Source organism: Mycobacterium simulans (assembly GCF_900232995.1).
GTDB classification, from domain to species: domain Bacteria; phylum Actinomycetota; class Actinomycetes; order Mycobacteriales; family Mycobacteriaceae; genus Mycobacterium; species Mycobacterium simulans.
Genome location: NZ_OCVX01000004.1, coordinates 305,374 through 328,070, shown reverse-complemented (window position 1 = coordinate 328,070; position 22,697 = coordinate 305,374). Strand labels below are relative to the sequence as shown.

At 66.8% G+C, this 22,697-nt stretch carries 19 protein-coding genes; all 19 read left to right on the top strand.

The window, feature by feature from the left end:
* Positions 1–54: 54 nt before the first annotated feature.
* The 19 genes from MSIMFI_RS17605 (at position 55) to MSIMFI_RS17515 (ending at position 22,697) form a co-directional block, all read left to right on the top strand.
* Positions 55–912: a TIGR03619 family F420-dependent LLM class oxidoreductase gene (locus tag MSIMFI_RS17605; RefSeq protein WP_191498426.1), complete on the top strand. Its 858-nt coding sequence runs from the start codon at positions 55–57 to the stop codon at positions 910–912.
* Positions 905–1,522 carry a TetR/AcrR family transcriptional regulator gene (locus MSIMFI_RS17600; protein ID WP_191498425.1) on the top strand — a complete coding sequence of 206 codons (618 nt, stop codon included), beginning with the start codon at positions 905–907 and terminating at the stop codon, positions 1,520–1,522. Before MSIMFI_RS17605 ends, MSIMFI_RS17600 begins: the two co-directional genes overlap by 8 nt.
* The gene (locus MSIMFI_RS17595; protein WP_191498424.1) at positions 1,522–2,556 is read left to right on the top strand and encodes an alkyl hydroperoxide reductase; all 1,035 of its coding nucleotides are present in this window, start codon (positions 1,522–1,524) and stop codon (positions 2,554–2,556) included. Before MSIMFI_RS17600 ends, MSIMFI_RS17595 begins: the two co-directional genes overlap by 1 nt.
* Positions 2,557–2,721: 165 nt before the next feature.
* Positions 2,722–5,991, top strand: a complete 3,270-nt coding sequence (locus MSIMFI_RS17590) for a helix-turn-helix transcriptional regulator (RefSeq protein ID WP_191498423.1) — start codon at positions 2,722–2,724, stop codon at positions 5,989–5,991.
* A gap of 99 nt (positions 5,992–6,090) precedes the next feature.
* On the top strand, positions 6,091–7,686 hold the full coding sequence (locus MSIMFI_RS17585) for a UDP-N-acetylmuramoyl-L-alanyl-D-glutamate--2,6-diaminopimelate ligase (RefSeq protein WP_191498422.1): 1,596 nt from the start codon (positions 6,091–6,093) through the stop codon (positions 7,684–7,686).
* Complete coding sequence (locus MSIMFI_RS17580; RefSeq protein WP_191498421.1) at positions 7,686–9,251, top strand: UDP-N-acetylmuramoyl-tripeptide--D-alanyl-D-alanine ligase; 1,566 nt, start codon at positions 7,686–7,688, stop codon at positions 9,249–9,251. Before MSIMFI_RS17585 ends, MSIMFI_RS17580 begins: the two co-directional genes overlap by 1 nt.
* The gene (gene mraY / locus MSIMFI_RS17575; RefSeq protein ID WP_191498420.1) at positions 9,248–10,327 is read left to right on the top strand and encodes a phospho-N-acetylmuramoyl-pentapeptide-transferase; all 1,080 of its coding nucleotides are present in this window, start codon (positions 9,248–9,250) and stop codon (positions 10,325–10,327) included. The genes MSIMFI_RS17580 and mraY overlap by 4 nt, the downstream gene beginning before the upstream one ends.
* Before the next feature lies 1 nt (position 10,328).
* Positions 10,329–11,780 carry a UDP-N-acetylmuramoyl-L-alanine--D-glutamate ligase gene (murD, locus tag MSIMFI_RS17570; protein ID WP_191498419.1) on the top strand — a complete coding sequence of 484 codons (1,452 nt, stop codon included), beginning with the start codon at positions 10,329–10,331 and terminating at the stop codon, positions 11,778–11,780.
* Positions 11,781–11,785: 5 nt separating this feature from the next.
* Positions 11,786–13,375: a putative lipid II flippase FtsW gene (ftsW, locus tag MSIMFI_RS17565; protein ID WP_191498418.1), complete on the top strand. Its 1,590-nt coding sequence runs from the start codon at positions 11,786–11,788 to the stop codon at positions 13,373–13,375.
* Complete coding sequence (gene murG / locus MSIMFI_RS17560) at positions 13,372–14,571, top strand: undecaprenyldiphospho-muramoylpentapeptide beta-N-acetylglucosaminyltransferase (RefSeq protein WP_191498417.1); 1,200 nt, start codon at positions 13,372–13,374, stop codon at positions 14,569–14,571. The genes ftsW and murG overlap by 4 nt, the downstream gene beginning before the upstream one ends.
* Entirely contained in the window at positions 14,568–16,058 is a 1,491-nt protein-coding gene (gene murC / locus MSIMFI_RS17555) for a UDP-N-acetylmuramate--L-alanine ligase (protein WP_191498416.1), read from the top strand. The genes murG and murC overlap by 4 nt, the downstream gene beginning before the upstream one ends.
* Complete coding sequence (locus MSIMFI_RS17550) at positions 16,055–17,002, top strand: cell division protein FtsQ/DivIB (protein WP_186243596.1); 948 nt, start codon at positions 16,055–16,057, stop codon at positions 17,000–17,002. Before murC ends, MSIMFI_RS17550 begins: the two co-directional genes overlap by 4 nt.
* Positions 17,003–17,279: 277 nt before the next feature.
* Positions 17,280–18,419: a cell division protein FtsZ gene (ftsZ, locus tag MSIMFI_RS17545; RefSeq protein WP_085251672.1), complete on the top strand. Its 1,140-nt coding sequence runs from the start codon at positions 17,280–17,282 to the stop codon at positions 18,417–18,419.
* 100 nt (positions 18,420–18,519) lie between these two features.
* The gene (pgeF, locus tag MSIMFI_RS17540) at positions 18,520–19,236 is read left to right on the top strand and encodes a peptidoglycan editing factor PgeF (RefSeq protein WP_191498415.1); all 717 of its coding nucleotides are present in this window, start codon (positions 18,520–18,522) and stop codon (positions 19,234–19,236) included.
* A gap of 4 nt (positions 19,237–19,240) precedes the next feature.
* Positions 19,241–20,017 (top strand): YggS family pyridoxal phosphate-dependent enzyme, encoded by a 777-nt coding sequence (locus MSIMFI_RS17535; RefSeq protein ID WP_191498414.1) that lies wholly within the window; start codon positions 19,241–19,243, stop codon positions 20,015–20,017.
* A gap of 65 nt (positions 20,018–20,082) precedes the next feature.
* Positions 20,083–20,739, top strand: a complete 657-nt coding sequence (locus tag MSIMFI_RS17530; RefSeq protein WP_191498413.1) for a cell division protein SepF — start codon at positions 20,083–20,085, stop codon at positions 20,737–20,739.
* A gap of 184 nt (positions 20,740–20,923) precedes the next feature.
* The gene (locus tag MSIMFI_RS17525) at positions 20,924–21,223 is read left to right on the top strand and encodes a YggT family protein (protein WP_083114612.1); all 300 of its coding nucleotides are present in this window, start codon (positions 20,924–20,926) and stop codon (positions 21,221–21,223) included.
* A gap of 245 nt (positions 21,224–21,468) precedes the next feature.
* Entirely contained in the window at positions 21,469–22,245 is a 777-nt protein-coding gene (gene wag31, locus MSIMFI_RS17520; protein ID WP_186243592.1) for a DivIVA-like cell division protein Wag31, read from the top strand.
* A gap of 83 nt (positions 22,246–22,328) precedes the next feature.
* Positions 22,329–22,697, top strand: coding sequence for an SUR7/PalI family protein (locus tag MSIMFI_RS17515; protein WP_191498412.1), 369 nt, complete (start codon positions 22,329–22,331; stop codon positions 22,695–22,697).

Genomic DNA, 22,697 nt, shown 5'->3' with positions numbered 1-22,697 from the left:
CGGTGGCGGCATCGTTAAGTACGAACGTTCGTGCTTAATGGAAGCCGGCCGCCGATGCTCGTTTCGCTCATGCAGTTCGTCACCGACCTGACCCCACACCCGCAGGCGGTCGCAGTATGGGCCGAGGAGCGTGGGTTCGCGGGGCTGTACGTGCCAGAGAAGACACACGTGCCGATCAGCAGGCGGACGCCGTGGCCCGGTGGAGAGCTGCCACCGTGGTACTGCCGCTGCTATGACCCGTTTGTCGCGCTCGCCGCCGCTGCCGCAGTCACGACTCGGCTGCGCGTGGGCACCGGGGCCTGCCTGGTGGCAGTGCACGATCCGATCCTGCTGGCCAAACAGATCGCCTCACTTTCCGCTATGTCCGACGACCGGTTCGTGTTGGGGGTGGGTTTTGGGTGGAATGTGGAGGAGCTCGCTGACCACGGTGTGGCGTTCGCCGACCGTATCGCGGTGACGGTGGACAAGCTCGCCGCCGTGCGGGCGCTGTGGACGGCAGAACCGACCCGATACGACGGTGTCCACGCGTCGGTGCCGCCGTCGTGGGCGTGGCCGAAACCCGCGGTCGAGCCGACGGTGTTGTTCGGCTGCCGGCCCGGCATGCGGGCCTTCGACGTGATCGCCCAGCACGGCGACGGCTGGCAGCCGATCGAGGGGTACGGCGAGCTTCTTGGAGCGCTGCCGATGCTGCATGCAGCATTCGAACGTGCCGGGCGCGATCCATCGACCGCGAAGGTGTGCGTGTACTCGTCGGCCGGCGACCGGGCAACGCTGGAAAGCTATCGCGCCGCCGGTATCGCCGAGGTGGCTCTGACGCTGCCGTCCGCGGACCGCAACGAGGTGCTAAGGGCCCTAGACCGGCTGGCGCCATTGATCGAGGCGTTCGGAGAAGAGGCGACAACCCATGCCTAGCGCAGCGGCCGGCCGCGCCACCCGCGAGCAGATCCTGCGCGCCGCAATGGATACCGCATCGGTCAAAGGACTGTCCGGGCTGTCCATCGGCGAACTAGCTACGCACCTCGAGATGAGCAAGTCGGGTCTGTTTCGGCACTTCGGCGCCAAGGAGCAGCTGCAATTGGCCACCGTCGATGCCGCGATAAGTGTGTTCGAGCGAGAGGTAGTCACCCCTGCGATGGCGGCCGCCCCAGGACGGGATCGGCTGCACGCGTTGATGTTCGCGTGGGTGAGTTACCTCGAACGTGACGTTTTCCCCGGTGGTTGCTTTTTCGCGGCCGCGGCCGTCGACGTCGACTCACAGCCAGGCCCGGTGCGTGACCGCATCGCCGACGCCGGACGGGCCGGGATCGACGCCATCATGGCTGAAGTCGAAGCGGCGCAACGCCTGGGCCAGATACGTGCGGATATCGAAGCCCGTCAGCTCGCATTCGAACTTCACGGGTACGCGATGGAGGCCAACTGGTCCCGTCTGCTGTTGGACGACGATCAGGCCGGCGAGCGGGCTCGCGCTGCGATCGACGCAGCACTGGACCGAGCCAGCACCGCCCAGGAGGGAGGCGAATAGTGAGATTTATCAATCACATTGAGCCCGTTTTGCCGCGCCGAGCCAGTGGCGTCGTCGCCGAGGTCTACGCCGAGGCCCGCCGTGAGTTCGGCCGCCTGCCAGAGCCGCTCGTCATGTTGTCACCGGACGAGCAGTTGCTCACCGCCGGCTGGGCGACGTTGCGGGAGACGCTTCTGGTGGGGCAGGTGCCGCGCGGCCGCAAGGAAGCTGTTGCCGCAGCCGTCGCTGCCAGCCTGCGCTGCCCGTGGTGCGTCGACGCGCATACCACCATGCTGTACGCGGCCGGCGAAAGCGACACCGCCGCTGCGATTTTGGCCGGCAAACAGCCACCCGCCGATGATCCCAACGCGCCCTATGTCGAGTGGGCTGCCGGCTCGGGGTCACCGTCGGGACCGGCCGCGCCGTTTGGCCCGGATGTCGCGGCCGAATACCTTGGCACCGCGCTCGAGTTCCACTTCATCGCCCGGCTGGTCCTGGTCCTGCTCGACGAAACGTTCCTGCCCGGAGGCGCCCGCGCCCAACACCTGATACGCAGGGCCGGGGGGTTGGCGTTCGCCCGCAAGGTTCGGGCAAGCCACCGGCGGGGGATGTCCACGCAGCGGCTCGCTTACCGACCGCTGCCCGACGATTTCGACTGGGCCGTGCGCTGTCCGCCGGTGGCGACCGCGTTCGCGTCATTGAGTCACCGGCTGGATAGCGCCCCGCATCTACCCGAAGCCAGCCGCGAGGTGGTGAGGCATGTCGTGGCATCATGGCGCGGCGAGCCGATGCCCCTCAGTAGCGGCTGGACGAGCGAGCATACCGTCGACCTGCCCGCAGATTTGCACGCAGCTACCCGTCTTGCCCTGCTGACAAGCCTGGCGCCGCATCAGGTAACCGATGGCGATGTCGCCGCCGCTAGACCCCTGCTTGTTACCGACGCCGCTCTGGTCGGCGCACTGGCCTGGGCCGCGCTTACCGCCGCACGGCGCATCAGCACATGGATCGGCCGCGATGTCGACGGGCAAACCCATCCCGTCCCGCAGGCGCCATAGGACGGCACTAGCCCACGCTGCGGTGCGGCCGACAGCGACTGTCAGCTAGCCCGCGTCTCCACCACCGCCGCGGCGATTCAGCATCTGATTTGGTTTGGTGCGTCTTGTGGTTCCACCGTCGCCGGATGCTGGCTAGCATGAGTGCGACCGAGGAGCGGTGTGGGCGTGAGCGAGTTGCTACCGCAGGGCACGGTGACGTTGTTGTTAGCCGACGTCGAGCGTTCGACGCGCCTGTGGGACATCCAACCCGACCAAATTAGCGCCGCGATCGCTCGTCTCGACAAAGCGGTGTCCGACGTGACCGCTGCCCATGACGGAGTGCGTCCTGTCGAGCAGGGCGAGGGTGACAGTTTCGTGATCGCGTTCACTCGCGCGTCTGATGCGGTGGCTGCCGCGTTGGACTTACAGCGTGCGCCGCTGGCGCCGATTCGGTTACGCATCGGTGTGCACACCGGGGAGATCCTGGTGCGCCGTGAGGGCAACTATGCCGGTCCGACCATCAATCGGACCGCGCGCCTGCGTGATCTGGCTCATGGGGGTCAGACGCTGCTGTCAAGCGCGGCCGAAAGCATGGTGGTCGATCGGCTGCCTAGTGAGGCCTGGCTGACTGACCTGGGCACCCACCAGTTGCGTGATTTGCCCCGTCCTGAGCGAGTGGTGCAGCTATGTCATCCCGACCTTCGTGTCGAATTCCCTCCCCTGCGGGCCGCCGATAACGTTGTCACCCATGGTCTTCCAGTGCACCTGACCCGTTTCGTAGGGCGTACCGCGCAGATCAGCGAGGTGCACCAGTTGGTGGCCGATAACCGGCTGGTGACCCTGACTGGCGCCGGCGGCGTGGGCAAGACACGGTTGGCAACGCAGGTCACGGCTCAGATCGCGGGTGAGTTCGGCGGCGCTTGGTTCGTGGATCTTGCACCCATCATCGACCCCGACCTGGTGCCGATTACGGTGGCGCGCTCGCTGGGCCTGCACGACCAGCCCGGCCGCTCCACGACGGACACCTTGCTGCGTTACCTCGGTGAGCGTCGGGTGTTGTTGGTGCTGGATAACTGTGAACATCTGATCGAAGCCAGCGCGGCCTTGGTGGTGGCCCTCGTGGAAGCGTGTCCGGATGTGAGGTTGCTGGCGACCAGTCGTGAGCCGATCCGGGTGCCCGGTGAGGTGAGCTACCTGGTGCCGCAGCTGTCAGTAGGTGATGAAGCCGTCCAGATGTTTAGCTGTCGGGCCAAGCAGGTGCGGCCCGATTTTCGCCTCAGCAACGACAACAGCGCCGTGGTGACCGAGATCTGCGACCGTCTAGACGGATTGCCGCTGGCGATCGAGCTAGCGGCGGCACGGGTGCGAGCGTTGTCTCTGGACGAGATTCTCCTTGGTTTATGTGACCGATTCCATCTATTGACCGGAGGGGCGCGTACTTGGGCGCGCCGCCAGCAAACGCTGCGGGCATCGGTTGACTGGTCGTACGCGCTCTTGACCGAACCCGAACGGGTCTTGTTCCGCCGGCTGGCGGTGTTCGTGGGTTGCTTCTGCCTCGACGACGCGCATGCGGTCGCAAGCGACGGTGATGTGCCGCGCTATCAGGTCCTCGACCGGCTCACCCTTCTCGTCGAGAAATCGCTGGTGGTGGTCGACGACAGCAGCGGTCGAACGTGCTATCGGCTGTTGGAGACGATGCGCCAGTATGCGCAGGAAAAGGCCGACGAGGCCGACGAGATCGACGCGTTGCGGGCGCGTCACCGTGACCACTACACAGCGCTGGCGGCCCGGCTCGACAGCCCGCGCGGCAGCAATTATGAGCAGTGCCTCGACCAGGCTGAAGCCGACATCGACAACCTGCGCGCCGCCTTCGCGTGGAGCCGCGAAAACTCCGATGCGGAACTCGCCTTGGCGCTGGCGTCCTCGCTGGAGCCGCTGTGGCTGAAACGCGGCCGCATCCGGGAAGGTCGGGCCTGGTTTGACGCCGTTCTCACCGGCCTGGATGGGCCGCAGTTCGACGGGATCTCGGCCGCAATAGGTGCGCGGGCGCTCGCCGACAAGGCATTGCTCGATATGTTTGCCGACGCCGCCGTGAGTATGGACCACGCCGAACAGGCCCTGGCTATGGCGCGTGAGGTCAATGACCCGGTCCTGCTGTCCCGAGCGCTCATGGCCCGCGGACTGATCGGTGTGGCGGTAGCCCGCGCGGAGGTAGCGGCGCCCTACTTCGCCGAGGCCATCGGCCTCGCCCGCGCCTCAAACGATCAGTGGCGGCTTGCTCAGATCCTTACCTGTCAGGCGCTCGATGCGGTGATGGCGGGTTACCCGATCGCAGCCCACGCGGCCGCCGAAGAGGGGTGCGAGCTGGCCAACTCGATCGGTGATCGGTCCGATTCCCTTTGGTGCCGCTGGTGTCTTGGTTTTGCACAGCTGATGCGAGGCAATCTGGTCGAAGCCGCTGCACAATTCGGCGAAGTGGCGGACCAGGCCGAGGCGGCTCACGAAGTGCTGCACAAGGCCAGTGGCTTCCAGGGCCTGGCCTACGTCCTCGCATACCAGGGTGAGCTGAAGGCTGCTCGGGCGGCAGCCGACGCGGCTTTTGAGGCCGCCGAGCTGGGCGAATTCTTTGCGGGTATGGGCTATTCCGCGTTGGCCACGGCCGCGCTGGCTGCGGGCGACGCTAAAACGGCCAAAGACGCAAGTGAAGCAGCCTGGCGGAACTTTAATTTGGCCATGCCGCAGTCTGCGGCGGTGCAGCGCGCGTTCAACGCGCGGGTCGCGCTGGTGGACGGCGACCTGGTCGAGGCCCGCCGCTGGATCGACGATTCCATGCATTCAATGACCGGCCGGCACCTAGCGGTGGCGCTGATGACGCGCGCTCGGATCGGGATCGCCGAGGGCAAGCGACAAGAAGCCGAACGCGACGCATATGACGCACTCGCCTGCGCAGCCGATAGTGGGGCACATGTGGATCTCCCAGACGTGCTCGAATCCCTTGCCAGCCTTGCCAGCCTTGCCGGCGATGCCGGTACCTATGCCGCGGCGGCACGAACCTTGGGCGCGGCCGAGGCTATCCGGCAACGAATCGGCTTGGTCCGCTTTGCGATTCATCAAGCGAGATATGAACAGTCGGTGGCTGTGTTGCGAGATGCGATGGGTGAGAACGACTTCGACGGTGCCTGGGCAGAGGGTGCGGCGTTGTCGGTCGAGGAGGCGATCGCGTATGCGCAGCGTGGTCACCGCTGGCGCAAACGCCCGGGCACTGGTTGGGAGTCGTTGACGCCGACCGAGATTGACGTCGTGCGACTGGTTAGCGAAGGACTGGCCAACAAGGAGATCGCGACGCGGCTTTTCGTTTCACCTCGTACCGTGCAAACCCATCTGACCCATGTTTACACCAAACTCGGCTTCACTTCCCGTGTCCAACTCGCTCAGGCGGCGGCTAACCGCGTCTGAGCGCCAGGGCGGGTAAGCCGATGTCGGTATGTATTTCCCGCTGCGGGCGCGGGAGCATCTCCTGGGCCACCGCAGCTAGGTAGGGTGTCATGGCCGATCATGGCTTCATGCAGCGTCGGACATTGGACGGAGGTGGCGACAGTGGTGGAGTCGGTGCCCACTGGATTGCGCCCCAACGCGGTCGCCGGCGTGCGGCTTGCTGCACTGGCGGCGCAGGTTGGCGCGGTACCGGCTGACGGTCCTGACCACATCGCATCGGTGCCGGACGTGCAGGTCACCGGCGTGACGCTGCGTGCTCAGGACGTGCGGCCCGGTGACCTGTTCGCCGCGCTCGCCGGCTCGACCACACACGGGGCGCGGCACGCCGGGGAGGCGATCGAACACGGTGCCGTCGCGGTGCTCACCGACGCTGGCGGCGTCGCCGAGATTTCCAGCCGGGCAGCTGTCCCGGTATTGGTGCATCCGGCGCCCCGCAGCGTGCTCGGTGGTCTGGCCGCGACGGTGTACGGACATCCGTCCGAGCGCATGACGGTTGTCGGGATCACCGGAACATCGGGCAAGACCACCACCACTTACATGGTCGAGGCCGGTCTGCGCGCCGGCGGGCGAGTTGCCGGTCTGATCGGCACGATCGGCATCCGCATCGACGGCGCTGACATCCCCAGCGCGCTGACCACTCCGGAAGCTCCCGCGCTGCAGGCGATGTTGGCGGCAATGACCGAACGTGGAGTCGACACCGTGGTCATGGAGGTGTCCAGTCACGCGCTGACCCTCGGCCGGGTGGATGGCGCCAAGTTCGCCGTCGGCGCCTTCACCAACCTGTCGCGCGATCATCTCGACTTTCACCCCAGCATGGCCGACTACTTCGAGGCCAAGGCATCACTGTTCAACCAAAAATCGGCGCTGCGCGCGCGCACCGTCGTCGTGTGCGTCGACGACGAGGCCGGTCGCGCGATGGCCGACCGGGCCGGCGACGCGATCACGGTAAGTGCCGCAGACCAACCCGCGCATTGGCGCGCCACAGACGTAGCAGCGGTAGGCGCCGGCAGGCAGGAATTCACCGTCATCGATCCCGCCGGCGTGCGTCACCGGGTCGGCATCCCGCTACCGGGGCGCTACAACGTCGCCAATTGTGTTGTGGCGCTGGCGATTCTCGATACAGTCGGGGTCTCGCCGGAACAGGCGGCGGTGGGGCTGCGGGAAGTCCGGGTTCCCGGGCGACTGGAACAGATCGACCGCGGTCAGGATTTTCTGGCGCTGGTCGACTATGCGCACAAGCCGGAGGCGTTGCGTGCGGTGCTGACCACCTTGCTGCACCAGGACCGCAGGCTGGCGGTGGTGTTTGGCGCCGGAGGCGATCGCGATCCCGGCAAGCGGGCTGCGATGGGTGCGATCGCCGTCGAGCTGGCCGATCTGGTCGTCGTTACCGACGACAACCCGCGTGGTGAGGATCCAGCGTCGATCCGCCGCGAGATTCTGGCCGGGGCGGCCGAAAGCGGCGGTGCGGCGCAGGTCGTTGAGATTGGCGACCGTCGCGAGGCAATCCGGCATGCCGTTGCCTGGGCGGGCCCCGGTGACGTGGTCCTGATCGCCGGCAAGGGCCATGAAACCGGTCAGCGCGCCGGCGGTCAGCTTCGTCCGTTCGACGACCGGGTGGAGCTGGCTCGGGCCCTAGCGGCCTTAGGGGGCCGCTGATGATCGACCTGACCGTCGCTCAGATCGCCGAGATCGTAGGCGGCGAACTCGCCGATATCACGCCGGAAGACGCCGCGAAACGCCGCGTCACCGGCACCGTGGAATTCGACTCGCGCGCCATCGGCCCGGGCGGCTTGTTCCTGGCGTTGCCCGGCGCGCGATCCGACGGCCACGACCACGCGGCTTCGGCGGTAGCGGCCGGCGCGGTCGCCGTCTTGGCCGCTAGGGCGGTCGGCGTCCCCGCCATCGTTGTTGCGCCTGAGCCGCGCACAGCGGGGGGCCGCGTTGCCGGTGTGCTCGAGCACGACGCCGACGGATCGGGTGCGGCCGTGCTGGCCGCGCTGGCCAGGCTCGCCAAAGCGGTGGCCGCGGAACTGGTCGCCGGGGGGTTGACCATCATCGGGATCACTGGCTCGTCGGGTAAGACATCGACAAAGGACTTGGTGGCCACGGTCCTCGATCCGTTGGGTGAGGTGGTGGCCCCGCCGGGATCGTTCAACAACGAGCTGGGCCATCCCTGGACCGTGCTGCGCGCAAGCCGCAGCACCGACTACCTGATCCTGGAGATGTCGGCGCGCCATCCGGGCAATATCGCCGCGCTGGCCGAGATCGCGCGGCCATCAATCGGAGTGGTCCTCAATGTCGGCACCGCGCATCTGGGCGAGTTCGGTTCCCGCGAGGTCATCGCACAAACCAAAGCCGAACTGCCGCAAGCTGTTCCACATTCCGGTGTGGTCATCCTCAATGCCGACGACGCGGCAGTCGCCGCCATGGCTGACGCTACTGCTGCCCGCGTGGTCCGGGTCAGTCGCGAACACACCGGTGACGTGTGGGCCGGCCCGGTTTCGCTGGACGAACTGGCCAGGCCCCGTTTCACCATGCACACGGGCGGTCCAAAAGGGGATGCTCAAGCCGAGGTTCAGCTGGGGGTGTTCGGCGACCATCAGGTCACCAACGCGCTGTGCGCGGGTGCCGTCGCACTGCACTGCGGCGCCACCATCGAACAGGTAGCGTCCGCGCTGACCGTCGCGGGTCCGGTGTCGCGGCACCGAATGCAGGTGACCACACGCGCCGATGGGGTCACGGTGATCGACGACGCCTACAACGCCAACCCCGACTCGATGCGGGCCGGGCTGCAGGCGCTGGCCTGGATCGCGCACTGGGATTCTCGAGCCCAACATCCGAGGCGCAGCTGGGCAGTGCTGGGGGAGATGGCTGAGCTCGGCGACGACGCGATAACCGAGCATGATCGCATCGGCCGGCTTGCGGTGCGCTTAGATGTGTCTCGACTCGTTGTCGTGGGAACCGGGAGGTCGATGAGCGCCATGCACCACGGTGCGGTCCTGGAAGGGGCGTGGGGCTCGTGGGGGGCTGCGTCTGATAGCGGCGCCGAGAGAGGGGCCGTCAATGTTGCCGACGGCGACGCCGCCCTGGCACTACTGCGGGCCGAGGTGCAACCCGGGGACGTGGTCCTGGTCAAGGCGTCGAACGCGGCCGGGCTCGGCGCACTGGCGGACGCGCTGGTCGCCGAGGGCCCCGAAAAGGGTGGTGCCGCGCATCCATGAGACAGATCCTGATCGCGGTCGCCATCGCGGTGACTGTGTCCATCCTGTTGACCCCCGCACTGATCCGGTTGTTCAACAGGCAGGGCTTCGGTCACCAGATCCGCGAAGACGGCCCACCCAGCCACCACACCAAACGCGGCACCCCGTCGATGGGCGGCGTGGCCATCCTGGCCGGCATCTGGGCGGGCTACCTGGGCACCCACGTAGCCGGACTGGCGTTCGATGGCGAAGGCATATCCGCTTCGGGCCTGCTGGTGCTGGGCCTGGCCACCGCGCTGGGCGGCGTCGGATTCATCGACGATCTGATCAAGATTCGCCGATCGCGCAACCTCGGGCTGAACAAGACGGCCAAGACGGTCGGACAGATCACCGCCGCCGTGCTGTTTGCGGTGCTGGTGCTGCAGTTCCACAATCCCGCCGGCCTGACACCGGGCAGCGCGGACTTGTCCTACGTGCGTGAGATCGCCACCGTCACACTGGCTCCCGCGTTGTTCGTGCTGTTCTGCGTAGTCGTCGTCAGCGCCTGGTCGAACGCGGTCAACTTCACCGACGGTCTGGACGGGCTGGCCGCCGGCTGCATGGCGATGGTCACCGCCGCCTACGTGCTGATCACCTTCTGGCAGTACCGCAACGCCTGCGTCACCGCCCCCGGCCTGGGTTGCTACAACGTGCGCGATCCACTGGATCTGGCGCTCATCGCGGCCGCAACCGCCGGCGCTTGTGTCGGCTTTTTGTGGTGGAATGCCGCGCCGGCCAAGATCTTCATGGGTGATACCGGGTCGCTGGCGCTGGGCGGCATCATCGCGGGACTGTCGGTCACCAGCCGCACGGAAATCCTCGCGGTGGTGCTGGGTTCGTTGTTTGTCGCCGAAATCACCTCGGTGGTGCTGCAGATCCTCACCTTCCGCACAACCGGGCGCCGGATGTTCCGGATGGCGCCCTTCCACCACCATTTCGAGCTGGTCGGATGGGCCGAAACCACGGTGATCATCCGCTTCTGGCTGCTCACCGCGATCACCTGCGGTCTGGGCGTGGCCCTGTTCTACGGTGAGTGGCTGGCCACGGTCGGTGCCTGACGTGCTTGATCCCCTGGTGCCGGGTGCGCCGGTGCTGGTAGCCGGAGGCCGGGTGACCGGCCAGGCGGTGCAGGCAGCGCTGACGCGTTGGGGTGCGACGCCAACGGTCTGCGACGACGATCCGGCCATGCTGCGCCGGTACGTCGACGAGGGAGTCGCGACCACGACGCCGGCGGAGGCGATTCAGCGGATCGCGGAATATGCGCTGGTGGTCACCAGTCCGGGCTTTCGGCCGGAGGCGCCCGTGCTGGCTGCCGCCGCGGCTGGGGGCGTACCCATCTGGGGCGACGTGGAGCTGGCTTGGCGGCTGGACGCGGCGGGCTGCTACGGGCCGCCACGCCGCTGGATTGTCGTGACCGGCACCAACGGCAAGACCACCACGACGTCGATGCTGCACGCCATGCTCATCGCCGGGGGGCGCCGTAGCGTGCTGTGCGGCAATATCGGCAATCCCGTGCTCGATGTGCTGGATCAGCCCGCCGACCTGCTGGCCGTCGAATTGTCCAGCTTCCAGCTGTACTGGGCGCCGTCGCTGCGGCCGGAGGCCGGCGCCGTGCTCAATATCGCCGAAGACCATCTGGATTGGCATCCCACGATGGACGAATACACCGCGGCCAAAGGTCGGGTGCTGACCGGCCGGGTGGCGGTTGCCGGGCTGGACGACAATCGGGCGGCCGCATTGCTGGATGCCGCGCCCGCGCCGGTGCGAGTCGGTTTCCGGCTCGGCGAACCAGGCGCCGGGGAACTCGGTGTGCGCGACGCGCATCTGGTTGACCGCGCCTTTGCCGATGACCTGGCACTGCTGCCGGTCGCGTCCATACCGGTGCCTGGCCCGGTCGGAGTGCTCGATGCCCTGGCCGCCGCGGCTTTGGCCCGCTCTATCGGAGTGCCCGCGGCTGCGATCGCGGACGCGATCGCAGCGTTTCAGGTGGGCCGGCATCGGGCTGAGGTGGTGGCCGTCGTCGACGGCATCAGGTACGTCGATGATTCCAAGGCCACGAACCCCCATGCCGCCGAGGCATCCGTGTTGGCCTACCCGCGAGTGGTGTGGGTGGCCGGCGGCCTGCTCAAGGGCGCGTCTCTGGACGCCGAGGTCGCTCGAATCGCGTCCCGCCTGGTCGGCGCGGTGCTGATCGGGCGCGATCGGGCCGAGGTTGCCGAGGCGTTATCACGACACGCCCCCGATGTCCCCGTCGTGCAGGTTGTGACAGGCGAGGATGTTGAGATGCATGCGACTGCTGAGGTTTCTGTTGCCTCTGTGACACGAGTTGATAACGCCGGTGAGACAATCGGCACTCGCGTGATGGCCGCGGCGGTGGCCGCGGCCCGAAAAATGGCTAAGCCCGGTGACACGGTGCTGCTGGCACCGGCGGGCGCATCGTTCGACCAGTTCGCCGGGTACGCCGACCGTGGCGACGCGTTCGCGGCCGCTGTGCGCACTGCGGTCCGGTAGCGGGCGTGGGTAGCGTACTGACCCGGCTTCTGAACCGGGACAAGCGCCGGGGCAAGGGCAACGACGAGGCCGTCAACACCGAGGAGGAGACGGAGCCGGCCGAAGTGGGGGAGACGGGTCCAAAGGATGCAAATCCGTCATCCCCATCCAAGGTCAAAGCCGAGGGTGCACGCACCCGGTTTGGTGCCTGGCTGGGCCGGCCCATGACCTCGTTTCACTTGATCATCGCCGTCGCTGCGCTGCTGACGACCCTCGGCCTGATCATGGTGCTTTCGGCGTCGGGCGTGCGGTCCTATGACGACGACGGATCGCCGTGGGTGATCTTCGGCAAGCAGGTGTTGTGGACGGTCGTCGGACTCATCGGCTGCTACGTGTCGCTGCGGATGTCGATTCGCTTCATGCGTCGAATCGCGTTCTCCGGTTTCGCGATCACCATCGTGTTGTTGGTGCTCGTGCTGGTTCCCGGAATTGGCCATGAGTCCAACGGCTCTCGCGGATGGTTCGTGGTCGCGGGCTTCTCGATGCAGCCGTCCGAGCTGACCAAGATGGCGTTCGCCATCTGGGGTTCGCATCTGCTGGCGGCCCGCCGTATGGAACGGGCGTCGTTGCGCGAGATGCTCATTCCGTTGGTGCCGGCCGCCGTCGTCGCGCTCGCGCTGATCGTGGCGCAGCCCGACCTGGGACAGACGGTGTCGATGGGCATCATCCTGTTGGGTCTGCTGTGGTACGCGGGGTTGCCGCTGCGGGTCTTCCTCAGCTCGCTGGCAGCGGTCGTCATCTCCGCTGGGATCCTTGCGGTATCCGCGGGCTACCGGTCCGACCGGGTGAGGTCTTGGCTGAACCCAGAAGACGATCCTCAGGACTCCGGCTACCAGGCCCGGCAGGCAAAGTATGCACTTGCCCACGGCGGAATCTTCGGCGACGGCCTCGGTCAGGGTGTGGCCAAATGGAATTACCTGCCCAACGCCCACAACGACTTCATCTTCGCGATCATCGGCGAGGAGCTGGGCCTCATCGGCGCGCTCGGACTGCTTGGGCTGTTCGGGTTGTTCGCCTACACCGGAATGCGGATCGCCCGCCGGTCGGCCGACCCGTTCCTGCGGCTGCTTACCGCGACCACGACGTTGTGGGTGCTGGGGCAGGCGTTCATCAATATCGGCTACGTGATCGGGCTGTTGCCCGTCACCGGCCTGCAGTTGCCGCTGATCTCGGCGGGTGGAACCTCCACGGCCACAACGCTTTCGCTGATAGGAATAATCGCCAACGCGGCGCGCCACGAGCCGGAGGCGGTGGCGGCGCTGCGGGCCGGGCGCGACGACAAGGTGAACCGGCTGCTGCGGTTGCCGTTGCCGGAGCCGTATGTACCGACCCGGCTCGAGGCATTTCGCGACCGCAAGCGCCCACACCCGCAACCGGCCAAGCAGGTGGCCCCCCGCAAGGCGCCCCGGCAACCGGACAAGCCGCTGCGACCGGCGTTACCGCGAACTGCTGATCGGCCGGCCCGTCGATCAAGGCATCATGGATCTGGCCAGCGGTACGCGGGCCAGCGTCCTACAGGGCGTGTTCGCGCGTTGGAAGGTCAGCGTTACGGGTGAATGACTCGGTCAGGAAGCCGGCCGGCGGGCACGGGGTAAGCCCCCGGCCCGCCGGTGCTGCCTCGCCGTCTTTTGAGCCATTGTCGGTCGTCCTCGCCGGCGGCGGCACGGCCGGCCATGTGGAGCCCGCAATGGCCGTCGCCGACGCGCTGACCGCATTAGATCCGCACGTCCGGGTCACCGCGCTGGGGACCGCGCGGGGACTAGAGACCCGGTTGGTGCCTGAGCGTGGCTACCACCTCGAGCTGATCACCCCGGTGCCGCTGCCGCGAAAACCCAGCGGCGACCTGGCCCGGCTGCCGTCTCGGGTGTGGCGCGCCGTGCGGGAGACCCGGGCGGTGCTCGACGTGGTCGAGGCTGACGTCGTCATCGGTTTCGGCGGTTACGTAGCCCTGCCGGCGTATCTCGCCGCGCGCGGTGTACCCAGATTGCGTCGACGGATCCCGGTGGTGATCCATGAAGCCAACGCACGGGCCGGCCTGGCCAACCGCGTCGGTGCGCGCAGCGCCGACCGAGTGCTCTCAGCGGTGCCGGATTCTGGGCTCCGGCGCGCCGAGGTGGTCGGAGTGCCGGTTCGGGCGGCGATCACCGCGTTGGACCGCGCGGCCCTGCGAGCCGAAGCGCGCGCCCATTTCGGCTTCCCCGACGATGCGCGGGTGCTCTTGGTGTTCGGCGGCTCGCAGGGCGCCGTCTCACTCAACCGAGCGGTTTCTGCGGCGGCCGCCGGGTTGGCCGCGGGGGGCGTTTCCGTGCTGCATGCGCATGGACCCAAGAACGTCTTGGAGCTGCGCATGCCCGACCATGGCGACCCGCCCTACGTGACTGTGCCCTATCTGGACCGCATGGACTTGGCCTACGCCGCCGCCGATCTGGTGATTTGCCGAGCCGGCGCGATGACCGTGGCCGAGGTGTCGGCCGTGGGCCGGCCGGCCATCTACGTCCCACTGCCGATCGGCAACGGCGAGCAGCGGCTCAACGCGCTGCCGGTGGTCAATGCGGGCGGTGGCATGGTGGTCGCCGACGCCGACCTAACGCCGGACCTGGTGACCGCCCGGGTGGCTGGTCTGCTCAACGACCCGCCGCGGCTGGCGGCAATGACGTCGGCCGCCGCACAGGTGGGACATCGTGACGCAGCGCGCCAGGTGGCCCAGGCGGCCCTAGATGTCGCTAAGCAAACAGCCGGAGGTCGGCGGTGAGCGCCGAGCAATTGCCGCCCGAGCTGCGTCGGGTGCACATGGTTGGCATCGGGGGAGCCGGTATGTCAGGCATCGCCCGCATCCTGCTGGACCGCGGCGGGCTGGTATCGGGGTCAGACGCCAAGGAGTCGCGTGGTGTACACGCGCTGCGAGCCCGTGGCGCGCAGATCCGGATCGGACACGACGCGTCATCCCTGGACCAGCTGCCCGGCGGAGTCACCATGGTCATCACCACTCAGGCTGCGATTCCCAAGACCAATCCCGAACTCGTCGAGGCTCGCCGGCGCGGTATTCCTGTGGTCTTGCGGCCGGTCGTGCTGGCCAAGCTGATGGCTGGGCGTACCACGTTGATGGTCACCGGCACGCACGGCAAGACAACGACGACCTCGATGCTGATCGTTGCCCTGCAGCACTGCGGGCGGGACCCGTCGTTCGCGGTCGGCGGTGAGCTCGGGGAAGCGGGTACCAACGCCCACCATGGCAGCGGTGACTGCTTTGTGGCCGAAGCCGACGAAAGCGACGGTTCGCTGCTGGAATACACGCCCGACGTCGCGGTGGTAACGAATATCGAGTCCGATCACTTGGACTTCTACGGCAGCGCCGACGCCTATGTCGGCGTGTTCGACTCCTTCGTGGGGCGGCTCGCCCCCGGGGGCGCGCTGGTCGTGTGCACCGACGACCCCGGCGCGGCCGCACTGGCCCGGCGCACGGCCGACTTGGGAATTCGGGTGCGGCGGTACGGATCTTCACCCTCCCAACCGGGCGAGCCGTTGGTAGGCACCCTTGTGTCGTGGGAACAGCAGGGCATCGAGGCGGTCGCCCAGATCGAGTTGGCCGGTGAACCGCACCCACGCGTGATGCGGCTTTCGGTGCCGGGACGGCACATGGCGCTCAACGCGCTGGGCGCGCTGCTAGCCGCGATCGAAATCGGCGCACCAGCCGATGACGTGCTCGACGGCTTGGCCGGTTTCGAGGGTGTGCGTCGCCGCTTCGAGTTGGTCGGGACCTCGGGTGTCGGGGAGGCATCGGTACGGGTGTTCGACGACTACGCCCACCACCCAACGGAGGTCAGCGCGACACTCGCTGCGGTACGCACGGTACTTGAGCAGAGCCCCACCACTCCGGCCGGCCGTTCGCTGGTCGTGTTTCAGCCCCATTTGTACTCGCGGACAAAGGCTTTCGCTTCCGAATTCGGTCACGCGCTGGACGCCGCTGACGAAGTGTTCGTCCTGGACGTGTATGGCGCCCGCGAACAGCCGCTCGCCGGTGTCAGCGGAGCCAGCGTCGCCGAGCACGTCAGTGTTCCGGTGCGCTATATCCCGGATTTTTCCGCGGTCGCCGAGGAAGTGGCCGCGGCGGCGGGTCCAGGCGACGTCATCGTCACGATGGGCGCCGGCGACGTTACCTTGCTGGGGCCCGAGATCGTGACCGCCCTGCGGGTGCGAGCCAATCGCAGCGCGCCCGGTCGTCCGGGGGTAACGCGGTGACCGAACCCAGCGACGGCCCGGGTGTGGTCGACGAGAGCGCCCCTACCGAACCGCTCGTCATCGAATCGCAGGACGGCGCGGAGCGGTCCGATCAGCCGGAGCAGCCCGATCAAGCCGAATTCGAGGGGCCGCGCCGGCGCGCCCGTCGGGAGCGTGCCGAGCGTCGCGCCGCGCAAGCTCGCGCTGCGGCGATCGAGCAGGCTCGCCGTGAGGCCAAGCGACGGGCGCGCGGGCTTGCCAACGACGAGCCCTACCCTCCAAAAGCCGCCGCGCGAGGGGTTGTTCGCGGGCTCAAGATGCTGCTCGCAACGGTGGTGTTGGCCGTCGTCGGCGTGGCTCTGGCACTCGTCCTCTATTTCACGCCGGTAATGTCGGCGCGCAGCATCGTCGTCACCGGGATCGGGGCGGTGACCCGCGAAGAGGTCCTCGACGCTGCCAGCGTGCGGCCCGGGACGCCACTGTTGCAGATCAACACCGACCAGGTCGCCGACCGGGTGGCCGCGATCCGGCGGGTGGCCAGTGCGCGGGTGCAGCGTCAGTACCCGTCGGCGTTGCGGATCACCATCGTGGAGCGGGTCCCGGTGGTGGTCAAGGACTTTCCCGACGGTCCGCACCTTTTTGACCGCGACGGCGTCGACTTTGCGACCGATCCGCCGCCGCCGGCACTGCCCTACATCGATGTCGACAATCCCGGTCCCACCGATCCGCCGACTCTGGCCGCCTTGCACGTACTGACCGCGCTGCGCCCGGAGGTAGCAGGCCAGGTGGGTCGGATCGCGGCCCCTTCGGTGTCCTCGATCACCCTCACGCTGTCTGATGGCCGGGTGGTGATTTGGGGGAGCACCGACCGCGCAGAGGAGAAGGCCGAGAAACTGGCGGCGCTGTTGACGCAGCCCGGGCGGACCTATGACGTGTCCAGCCCCGATCTGCCGACCGTGAAGTGAGGGCAGCCCTGCGGGCGTCAGGATGGCGTGACGCTCGACGCCGAATGCCGCGCTGACGTGACGCTGGGCGGCGCATTCAAGCCAGCCTCAGGCTCGAGCGCGGAAAAAATGCCCACGGCGCGTCGGCGCGCCTGCGCGGTAAGTCCGCCTCGTACCCATACGGTTCTGGTTACGCAGAAGTACTTGACATAACTCTAAATCTATGGTTGAGGTTGAGAGTTTTGCAAGGAGACACACCGCAGCGAGACTCCAAGCCCCCCAGGGAGGAAGACGAATGATGACCCCCCCGCATAACTACCTGGCAGTCATCAAGGTCGTGGGTATCGGCGGCGGTGGTGTCAACGCCGTCAACCGGATGATCGAGCAGGGCCTCAAAGGGGTGGAGTTCATCGCGATCAACACCGACGCGCAGGCGTTGTTGATGAGCGACGCCGACGTCAAGCTCGACGTCGGTCGTGACTCCACCCGCGGGCTGGGTGCCGGCGCCGACCCGGAAGTCGGGCGCAAGGCGGCCGAGGACGCCAAGGATGAGATCGAGGAGCTGCTGCGCGGTGCCGACATGGTATTCGTCACCGCTGGTGAAGGCGGCGGCACCGGCACCGGCGGTGCGCCCGTCGTCGCCAGCATTGCCCGCAAACTGGGGGCATTGACCGTCGGTGTGGTCACTCGGCCGTTCTCGTTCGAAGGCAAGCGGCGCAGCAATCAGGCCGAAAACGGAATCGCCGCGCTACGGGAAAGTTGCGACACCCTCATCGTGATCCCCAACGACCGGCTGCTGCAGATGGGGGATGCCGCGGTATCGCTGATGGATGCGTTCCGCAGCGCCGACGAGGTGCTGCTCAACGGCGTGCAGGGCATCACCGATCTGATCACCACGCCGGGGTTGATCAACGTCGACTTCGCCGACGTCAAGGGCATCATGTCCGGTGCCGGCACCGCACTGATGGGAATCGGTTCTGCCCGGGGAGAAGGCCGGTCGCTCAAAGCTGCCGAGATCGCCATCAACTCACCGCTGCTGGAAGCCTCGATGGAGGGCGCGCAGGGCGTGCTGATGTCGATCGCCGGCGGCAGTGACCTTGGTCTGTTCGAGATCAACGAGGCGGCTTCGTTGGTGCAGGACGCCGCGCATCAGGACGCCAACATCATTTTCGGCACCGTGATCGACGACTCGCTCGGTGACGAGGTGCGGGTCACCGTGATCGCGGCGGGATTTGCGGCAAGTGGGCCCGGGCGCAAGCCGGTCGTCGGGGAAACCGGCGGCGCTCACCGGATCGAGTCGGCGAAGGCCGGCAAGCTCACCTCGACATTGTTCGAGCCGGTCGACGCGGTAAGCGTGCCGATACACACCAACGGTGCGACCCTGAGCATCGGCGGCGACGACGATGACGTCGATGTGCCGCCCTTCATGCGCCGCTGAGGTCTCAATTTGCTTGCCAGTGTGCGACAAACCGGCCACGAATTATGGGGGCCGGACATCGGTGTCGCCCGGCCGGCAATGCATTCCGGATACTGGGCACGTGAGCGTTCACATCCGTCGGGTGACTACCACCCGGGCGGGCGGCGTGTCGTCAGCGCCGTTCGACACCTTCAACCTGGGCGACCACGTCGGTGACGACCCAGCGGCCGTGGCGGCCAACCGGGCGCGGCTGGCCGCTGCCATCGGCCTGCCCGGTGAGCGAGTGGTATGGATGAACCAGGTCCACGGTGACCGGATCGAGGTGGTCGACGGGCCGCAGAGCGCCGCCGTCGGCGGCAGGGGGGGCGCCGACGGATTGGTGACCAACAATCCCCGATTGGCGCTGGCGGTTCTGACGGCCGACTGCGTGCCCGTCCTGCTGGCGGACGCGCGGGCCGGTGTGGTTGCGGGGGTCCATGCCGGTCGCGTCGGCGCCCAGCGCGGCGTGGTGGTTCGCGCCGTGGAAGCGATGCTGGGTCTGGGTGCGCGGACCGGTGACATTTCAGCGCTGTTGGGTCCGGCGGTCAGCGGTCCCAATTACGAGGTGCCCGCCGCTATGGCCGACGAGGTCGAGGCGGCGTTGCCGGGCAGCCGCACCACCACGTCCGCCGGTACCCCCGCACTCGATCTTCGAGCCGGAATTGCTTGTCAGCTACGCGATTTGGGTGTGACCTCGATCGAGGTCGATCCGCGGTGCACGGTCGCCGACCCGACACTGTTCAGCCACCGACGTGGCGCGCCGACCGGACGGTTGGCGTCGCTGGTCTGGATGGAATGACCGGATGGTGGTGGATCTTTCTAGGCTAGGCGACCGCCAATCGGAATTGACGCACGCGTTGGCGGCGGTGCGATCCCGGTTAGCGGCGGCCGCCGAGGCGGCCGGCCGCAATGTCGGCGAAATTGAACTTCTGCCCATTACCAAATTCTTCCCAGCAACCGATGTTGCGATTTTGTCCCGATTGGGTTGTCGGTCGGTTGGCGAATCGCGGGAACAAGAAGCTTCGGCCAAGGTTGCTGAACTCGCGCGACTGTTTGCCGCGCCCATGCGGGCGGGATCGCGAGGTATCCAGTGGCACATGGTCGGTCGGATCCAGCGGAACAAGGCTCGGTCGCTGGCTCAATGGGCGCACACCGTGCACTCAGTCGACAGCTTGCAGGTGGTGACCGCGCTGGATCGGGCGGTAGCCACGGCGTTGGCCGAGAGCCATCGCGCCAACCCGTTGCGGGTCTACGTTCAGGTCAGCCTCGACGGCGACGTGTCTCGCGGCGGCGTCGATATCGCGGCGTCTGGCGCGGTGGACCGAATCTGCGCGCAGGTGCAGGAGTCGCAGAACCTGGAACTGGTCGGATTGATGTGCATTCCGCCCTTGGACTGGGACCCGGACCAGGCGTTTGACCGGCTGAAATGCGCGCATGTCCGGATGCTCGAGTCCTTCCCGAAGGCGGTCGGGCTTTCCGCTGGCATGTCCAACGACTTTGAAGTCGCCGTCAAACATGGTTCGACGTGTGTGCGTGTCGGTACCGCGCTATTGGGTCCGCGGCGGTTACGGTCACCGTGAATAGTCACTGTAGTCACACCTTCATCACAGACACCAAATATCCCAGGGCTAGAAGGGGTCACGCAATGAGCACACTGCACAAGGTCAAGGCCTACTTCGGTATGGCTCCGATGGAGGATTACGACGACGAGTATTACGACGACCGTGCTCCTTCTCGCGGCTACTCGCGGCCGCGATTCGAAGACGATTACGGCCGCTACGAAGGGCGTGACTACGACGACCCGCGCCGGGATCCGCGCGGCGACCTGCGCGGTGAGCCGGCCGACTACCCGCCGCCGAGCAGTTATCGCGGCGGGTACGACGAACCGCGGTTCCCGCCGCGCGGGTTCGACCGTCCCGATATGTCCCGGCCGCGCTTCGGCTCATGGTTGCGTAACTCCACGCGCGGCGCGCTGGCGATGGACCCACGCCGGATGGCGATGATGTTCGAGGAAGGCCATCCGCTGTCGAAGATCACCACGCTGCGCCCCAAGGACTACAGCGAGGCCCGCACCATCGGTGAGCGGTTCCGCGACGGCACCCCGGTCATCATGGACCTGGTGTCGATGGACAACGCCGACGCCAAGCGTCTCGTCGACTTTGCGGCTGGATTGGCCTTCGCGCTGCGCGGCTCGTTCGACAAGGTCGCGACCAAGGTGTTTCTGCTGTCACCGGCGGATGTCGACGTCTCCCCGGAGGAACGTCGCCGGATCGCCGAAACCGGCTTCTACGCTTACCAATAGACCACACTGCGCATCACAGCCCGGTAGGTCCTACGTGGGGCCACCGGGCTGGGCGCTGGGTGGGCCCGCCGCAAGATGTGTGCCGGCCCGCCGAGTCGGTAGGCTTGCGATTGCCGCCCTCATGGGCGGCGTCTTGACATGAACATCGGTACACATCGGTACACATCGGTAAGGTCGGCTTTCCTTGGTGCTGTTTTTTGAGATCCTCGGGTTCGCGCTGTTCGTCTTCTGGCTGCTGCTGATCGCTCGGGTCGTCGTAGAGTTCATCCGCTCGTTCAGCCGTGACTGGCGCCCTACCGGCTTCACCGTGGTGATCCTGGAGATCATCATGTCGATCACCGATCCGCCGGTGAAGCTGCTCCGCCGGCTGATCCCGCAACTCACCATCGGCGCAGTACGGTTCGACCTGTCCATCATGGTGCTGCTGCTAGTGGCGTTCATCGGCATGCAACTGGCGTTCGGTGCGGCCGATAGGCCGCACTGAGGTCACCGCCCGGTGAAGATGTGAGACGCTTCGGCCACGTTTTGGAGACAGATTCGTGAGCGCAATATTCAAATCTAAGAAATGTGATTTATTGGCTTAGAGATTGAAATTGCTCTTTATTTGTTACTCCAATCGGCAACCGCCGAGTCTGGTGTGACAGGATGGACGGTAGTTGCACGATGGCTACCACTGCGTTCTACACTTTCCAGATCGTTTGACAGCCAGGAACTTGAGGGGAACAAAGAATGCCGCTTACACCTGCCGACGTCCACAATGTGGCGTTCAGTAAGCCGCCTATCGGCAAGCGCGGGTACAACGAAGATGAGGTTGATGCCTTCCTTGACCTGGTGGAGAACGAGCTGACGCGGCTCATTGAAGAAAACTCCGATCTGCGCCAACGAATCGCGGAACTGGACCAGGAGCTGGCCGGGGGCGCCGGCGCTGGAGTCACCGCCCAGCCCACCCAGGCGATCCCGGTCTATGAACCCGAACCGGAAAAGGCGGCACCGGCCCCGACCGGTACAAACGAGGAGCAGGCCCTGAAGGCCGCCCGGGTTCTGAGCCTGGCCCAAGACACCGCCGACCGGCTCACCGGCACCGCCAAGGCCGAGTCGGACAAGATGCTGGCCGACGCCCGCGCGAATGCCGACCAGATTCTCAGTGAGGCCAGGCACACCGCGGAGACCACGGTCACCGAGGCTCGGCAGCGCGCCGACGCAATGCTCGCCGATGCCCAAGCCCGGTCCGAGAGCCAGTTGCGCCAGGCCCAGGAGAAGGCCGACGCCCTGCAGGCCGACGCCGAACGCAAGCATTCCGAGATCATGGGAACCATCAACCAGCAGCGCACAGTGCTGGAGGGCCGCCTCGAGCAGCTGCGCACGTTCGAGCGCGAGTACCGCACTCGCCTCAAGACCTACTTGGAATCCCAGCTTGAGGAACTCGGTCAGCGCGGATCTGCCGCGCCGGTCGATTCGAGCGCGGACGCAGGTGGGTTCGACCAGTTCAACCGGGGCAATAACTAGCCGGGACACGCGCCAGGTTTCGAGGTCGGCGTTCAGACCCTGGTAGGTTTGGCAGTCGCTGCTAGCCGGCTGGAGGATGACCGATGCTGATCATTGCGCTCGTACTGGCCCTGATTGGGCTCGTCGCGTTGGTGTTCGCGGTGGTCACAAGCAACGAGCTGGTGGCTTGGGTGTGCATCGGCGCCAGTCTGCTGGGTGTCGTGCTGCTGATCATCGACGCGGTGCGGGAACGCCAGCGGGCCGACGTAGGGGACGACGTGGCGGACGAAGCGGCGGACGAACCGGCGGACGAGGAAGGCGCCGATCACGAGGACCGGGAGGCGGCCGAGGCTGTCGACTACCCGGAGGAAGCCCCCGATGAGGCTGAACAGCCCGCGGAGAACGCTGCTTCGGAGGCGAACGAGGAATCGACGGTGTCGGCCGACACTACCGACGACGAGAGCACCAAATAG

What these genes read in the sequence shown, in the direction of transcription:
- MSIMFI_RS17605 (WP_191498426.1), top strand. Translation starts at nt 55, where the DNA reads ATGCTCGTTTCGCTCATGCAGTTCGTCACCGACCTGACCCCACACCCG.
- MSIMFI_RS17600 (WP_191498425.1), top strand. Translation starts at nt 905, where the DNA reads ATGCCTAGCGCAGCGGCCGGCCGCGCCACCCGCGAGCAGATCCTGCGC.
- MSIMFI_RS17585 (WP_191498422.1), top strand. Translation starts at nt 6,091, where the DNA reads ATGGCTTCATGCAGCGTCGGACATTGGACGGAGGTGGCGACAGTGGTG.
- MSIMFI_RS17580 (WP_191498421.1), top strand. Translation starts at nt 7,686, where the DNA reads ATGATCGACCTGACCGTCGCTCAGATCGCCGAGATCGTAGGCGGCGAA.
- mraY (WP_191498420.1), top strand. Translation starts at nt 9,248, where the DNA reads ATGAGACAGATCCTGATCGCGGTCGCCATCGCGGTGACTGTGTCCATC.
- ftsZ (WP_085251672.1), top strand. Translation starts at nt 17,280, where the DNA reads ATGACCCCCCCGCATAACTACCTGGCAGTCATCAAGGTCGTGGGTATC.
- MSIMFI_RS17535 (WP_191498414.1), top strand. Translation starts at nt 19,241, where the DNA reads ATGGTGGTGGATCTTTCTAGGCTAGGCGACCGCCAATCGGAATTGACG.
- MSIMFI_RS17530 (WP_191498413.1), top strand. Translation starts at nt 20,083, where the DNA reads ATGAGCACACTGCACAAGGTCAAGGCCTACTTCGGTATGGCTCCGATG.
- wag31 (WP_186243592.1), top strand. Translation starts at nt 21,469, where the DNA reads ATGCCGCTTACACCTGCCGACGTCCACAATGTGGCGTTCAGTAAGCCG.
- MSIMFI_RS17515 (WP_191498412.1), top strand. Translation starts at nt 22,329, where the DNA reads ATGCTGATCATTGCGCTCGTACTGGCCCTGATTGGGCTCGTCGCGTTG.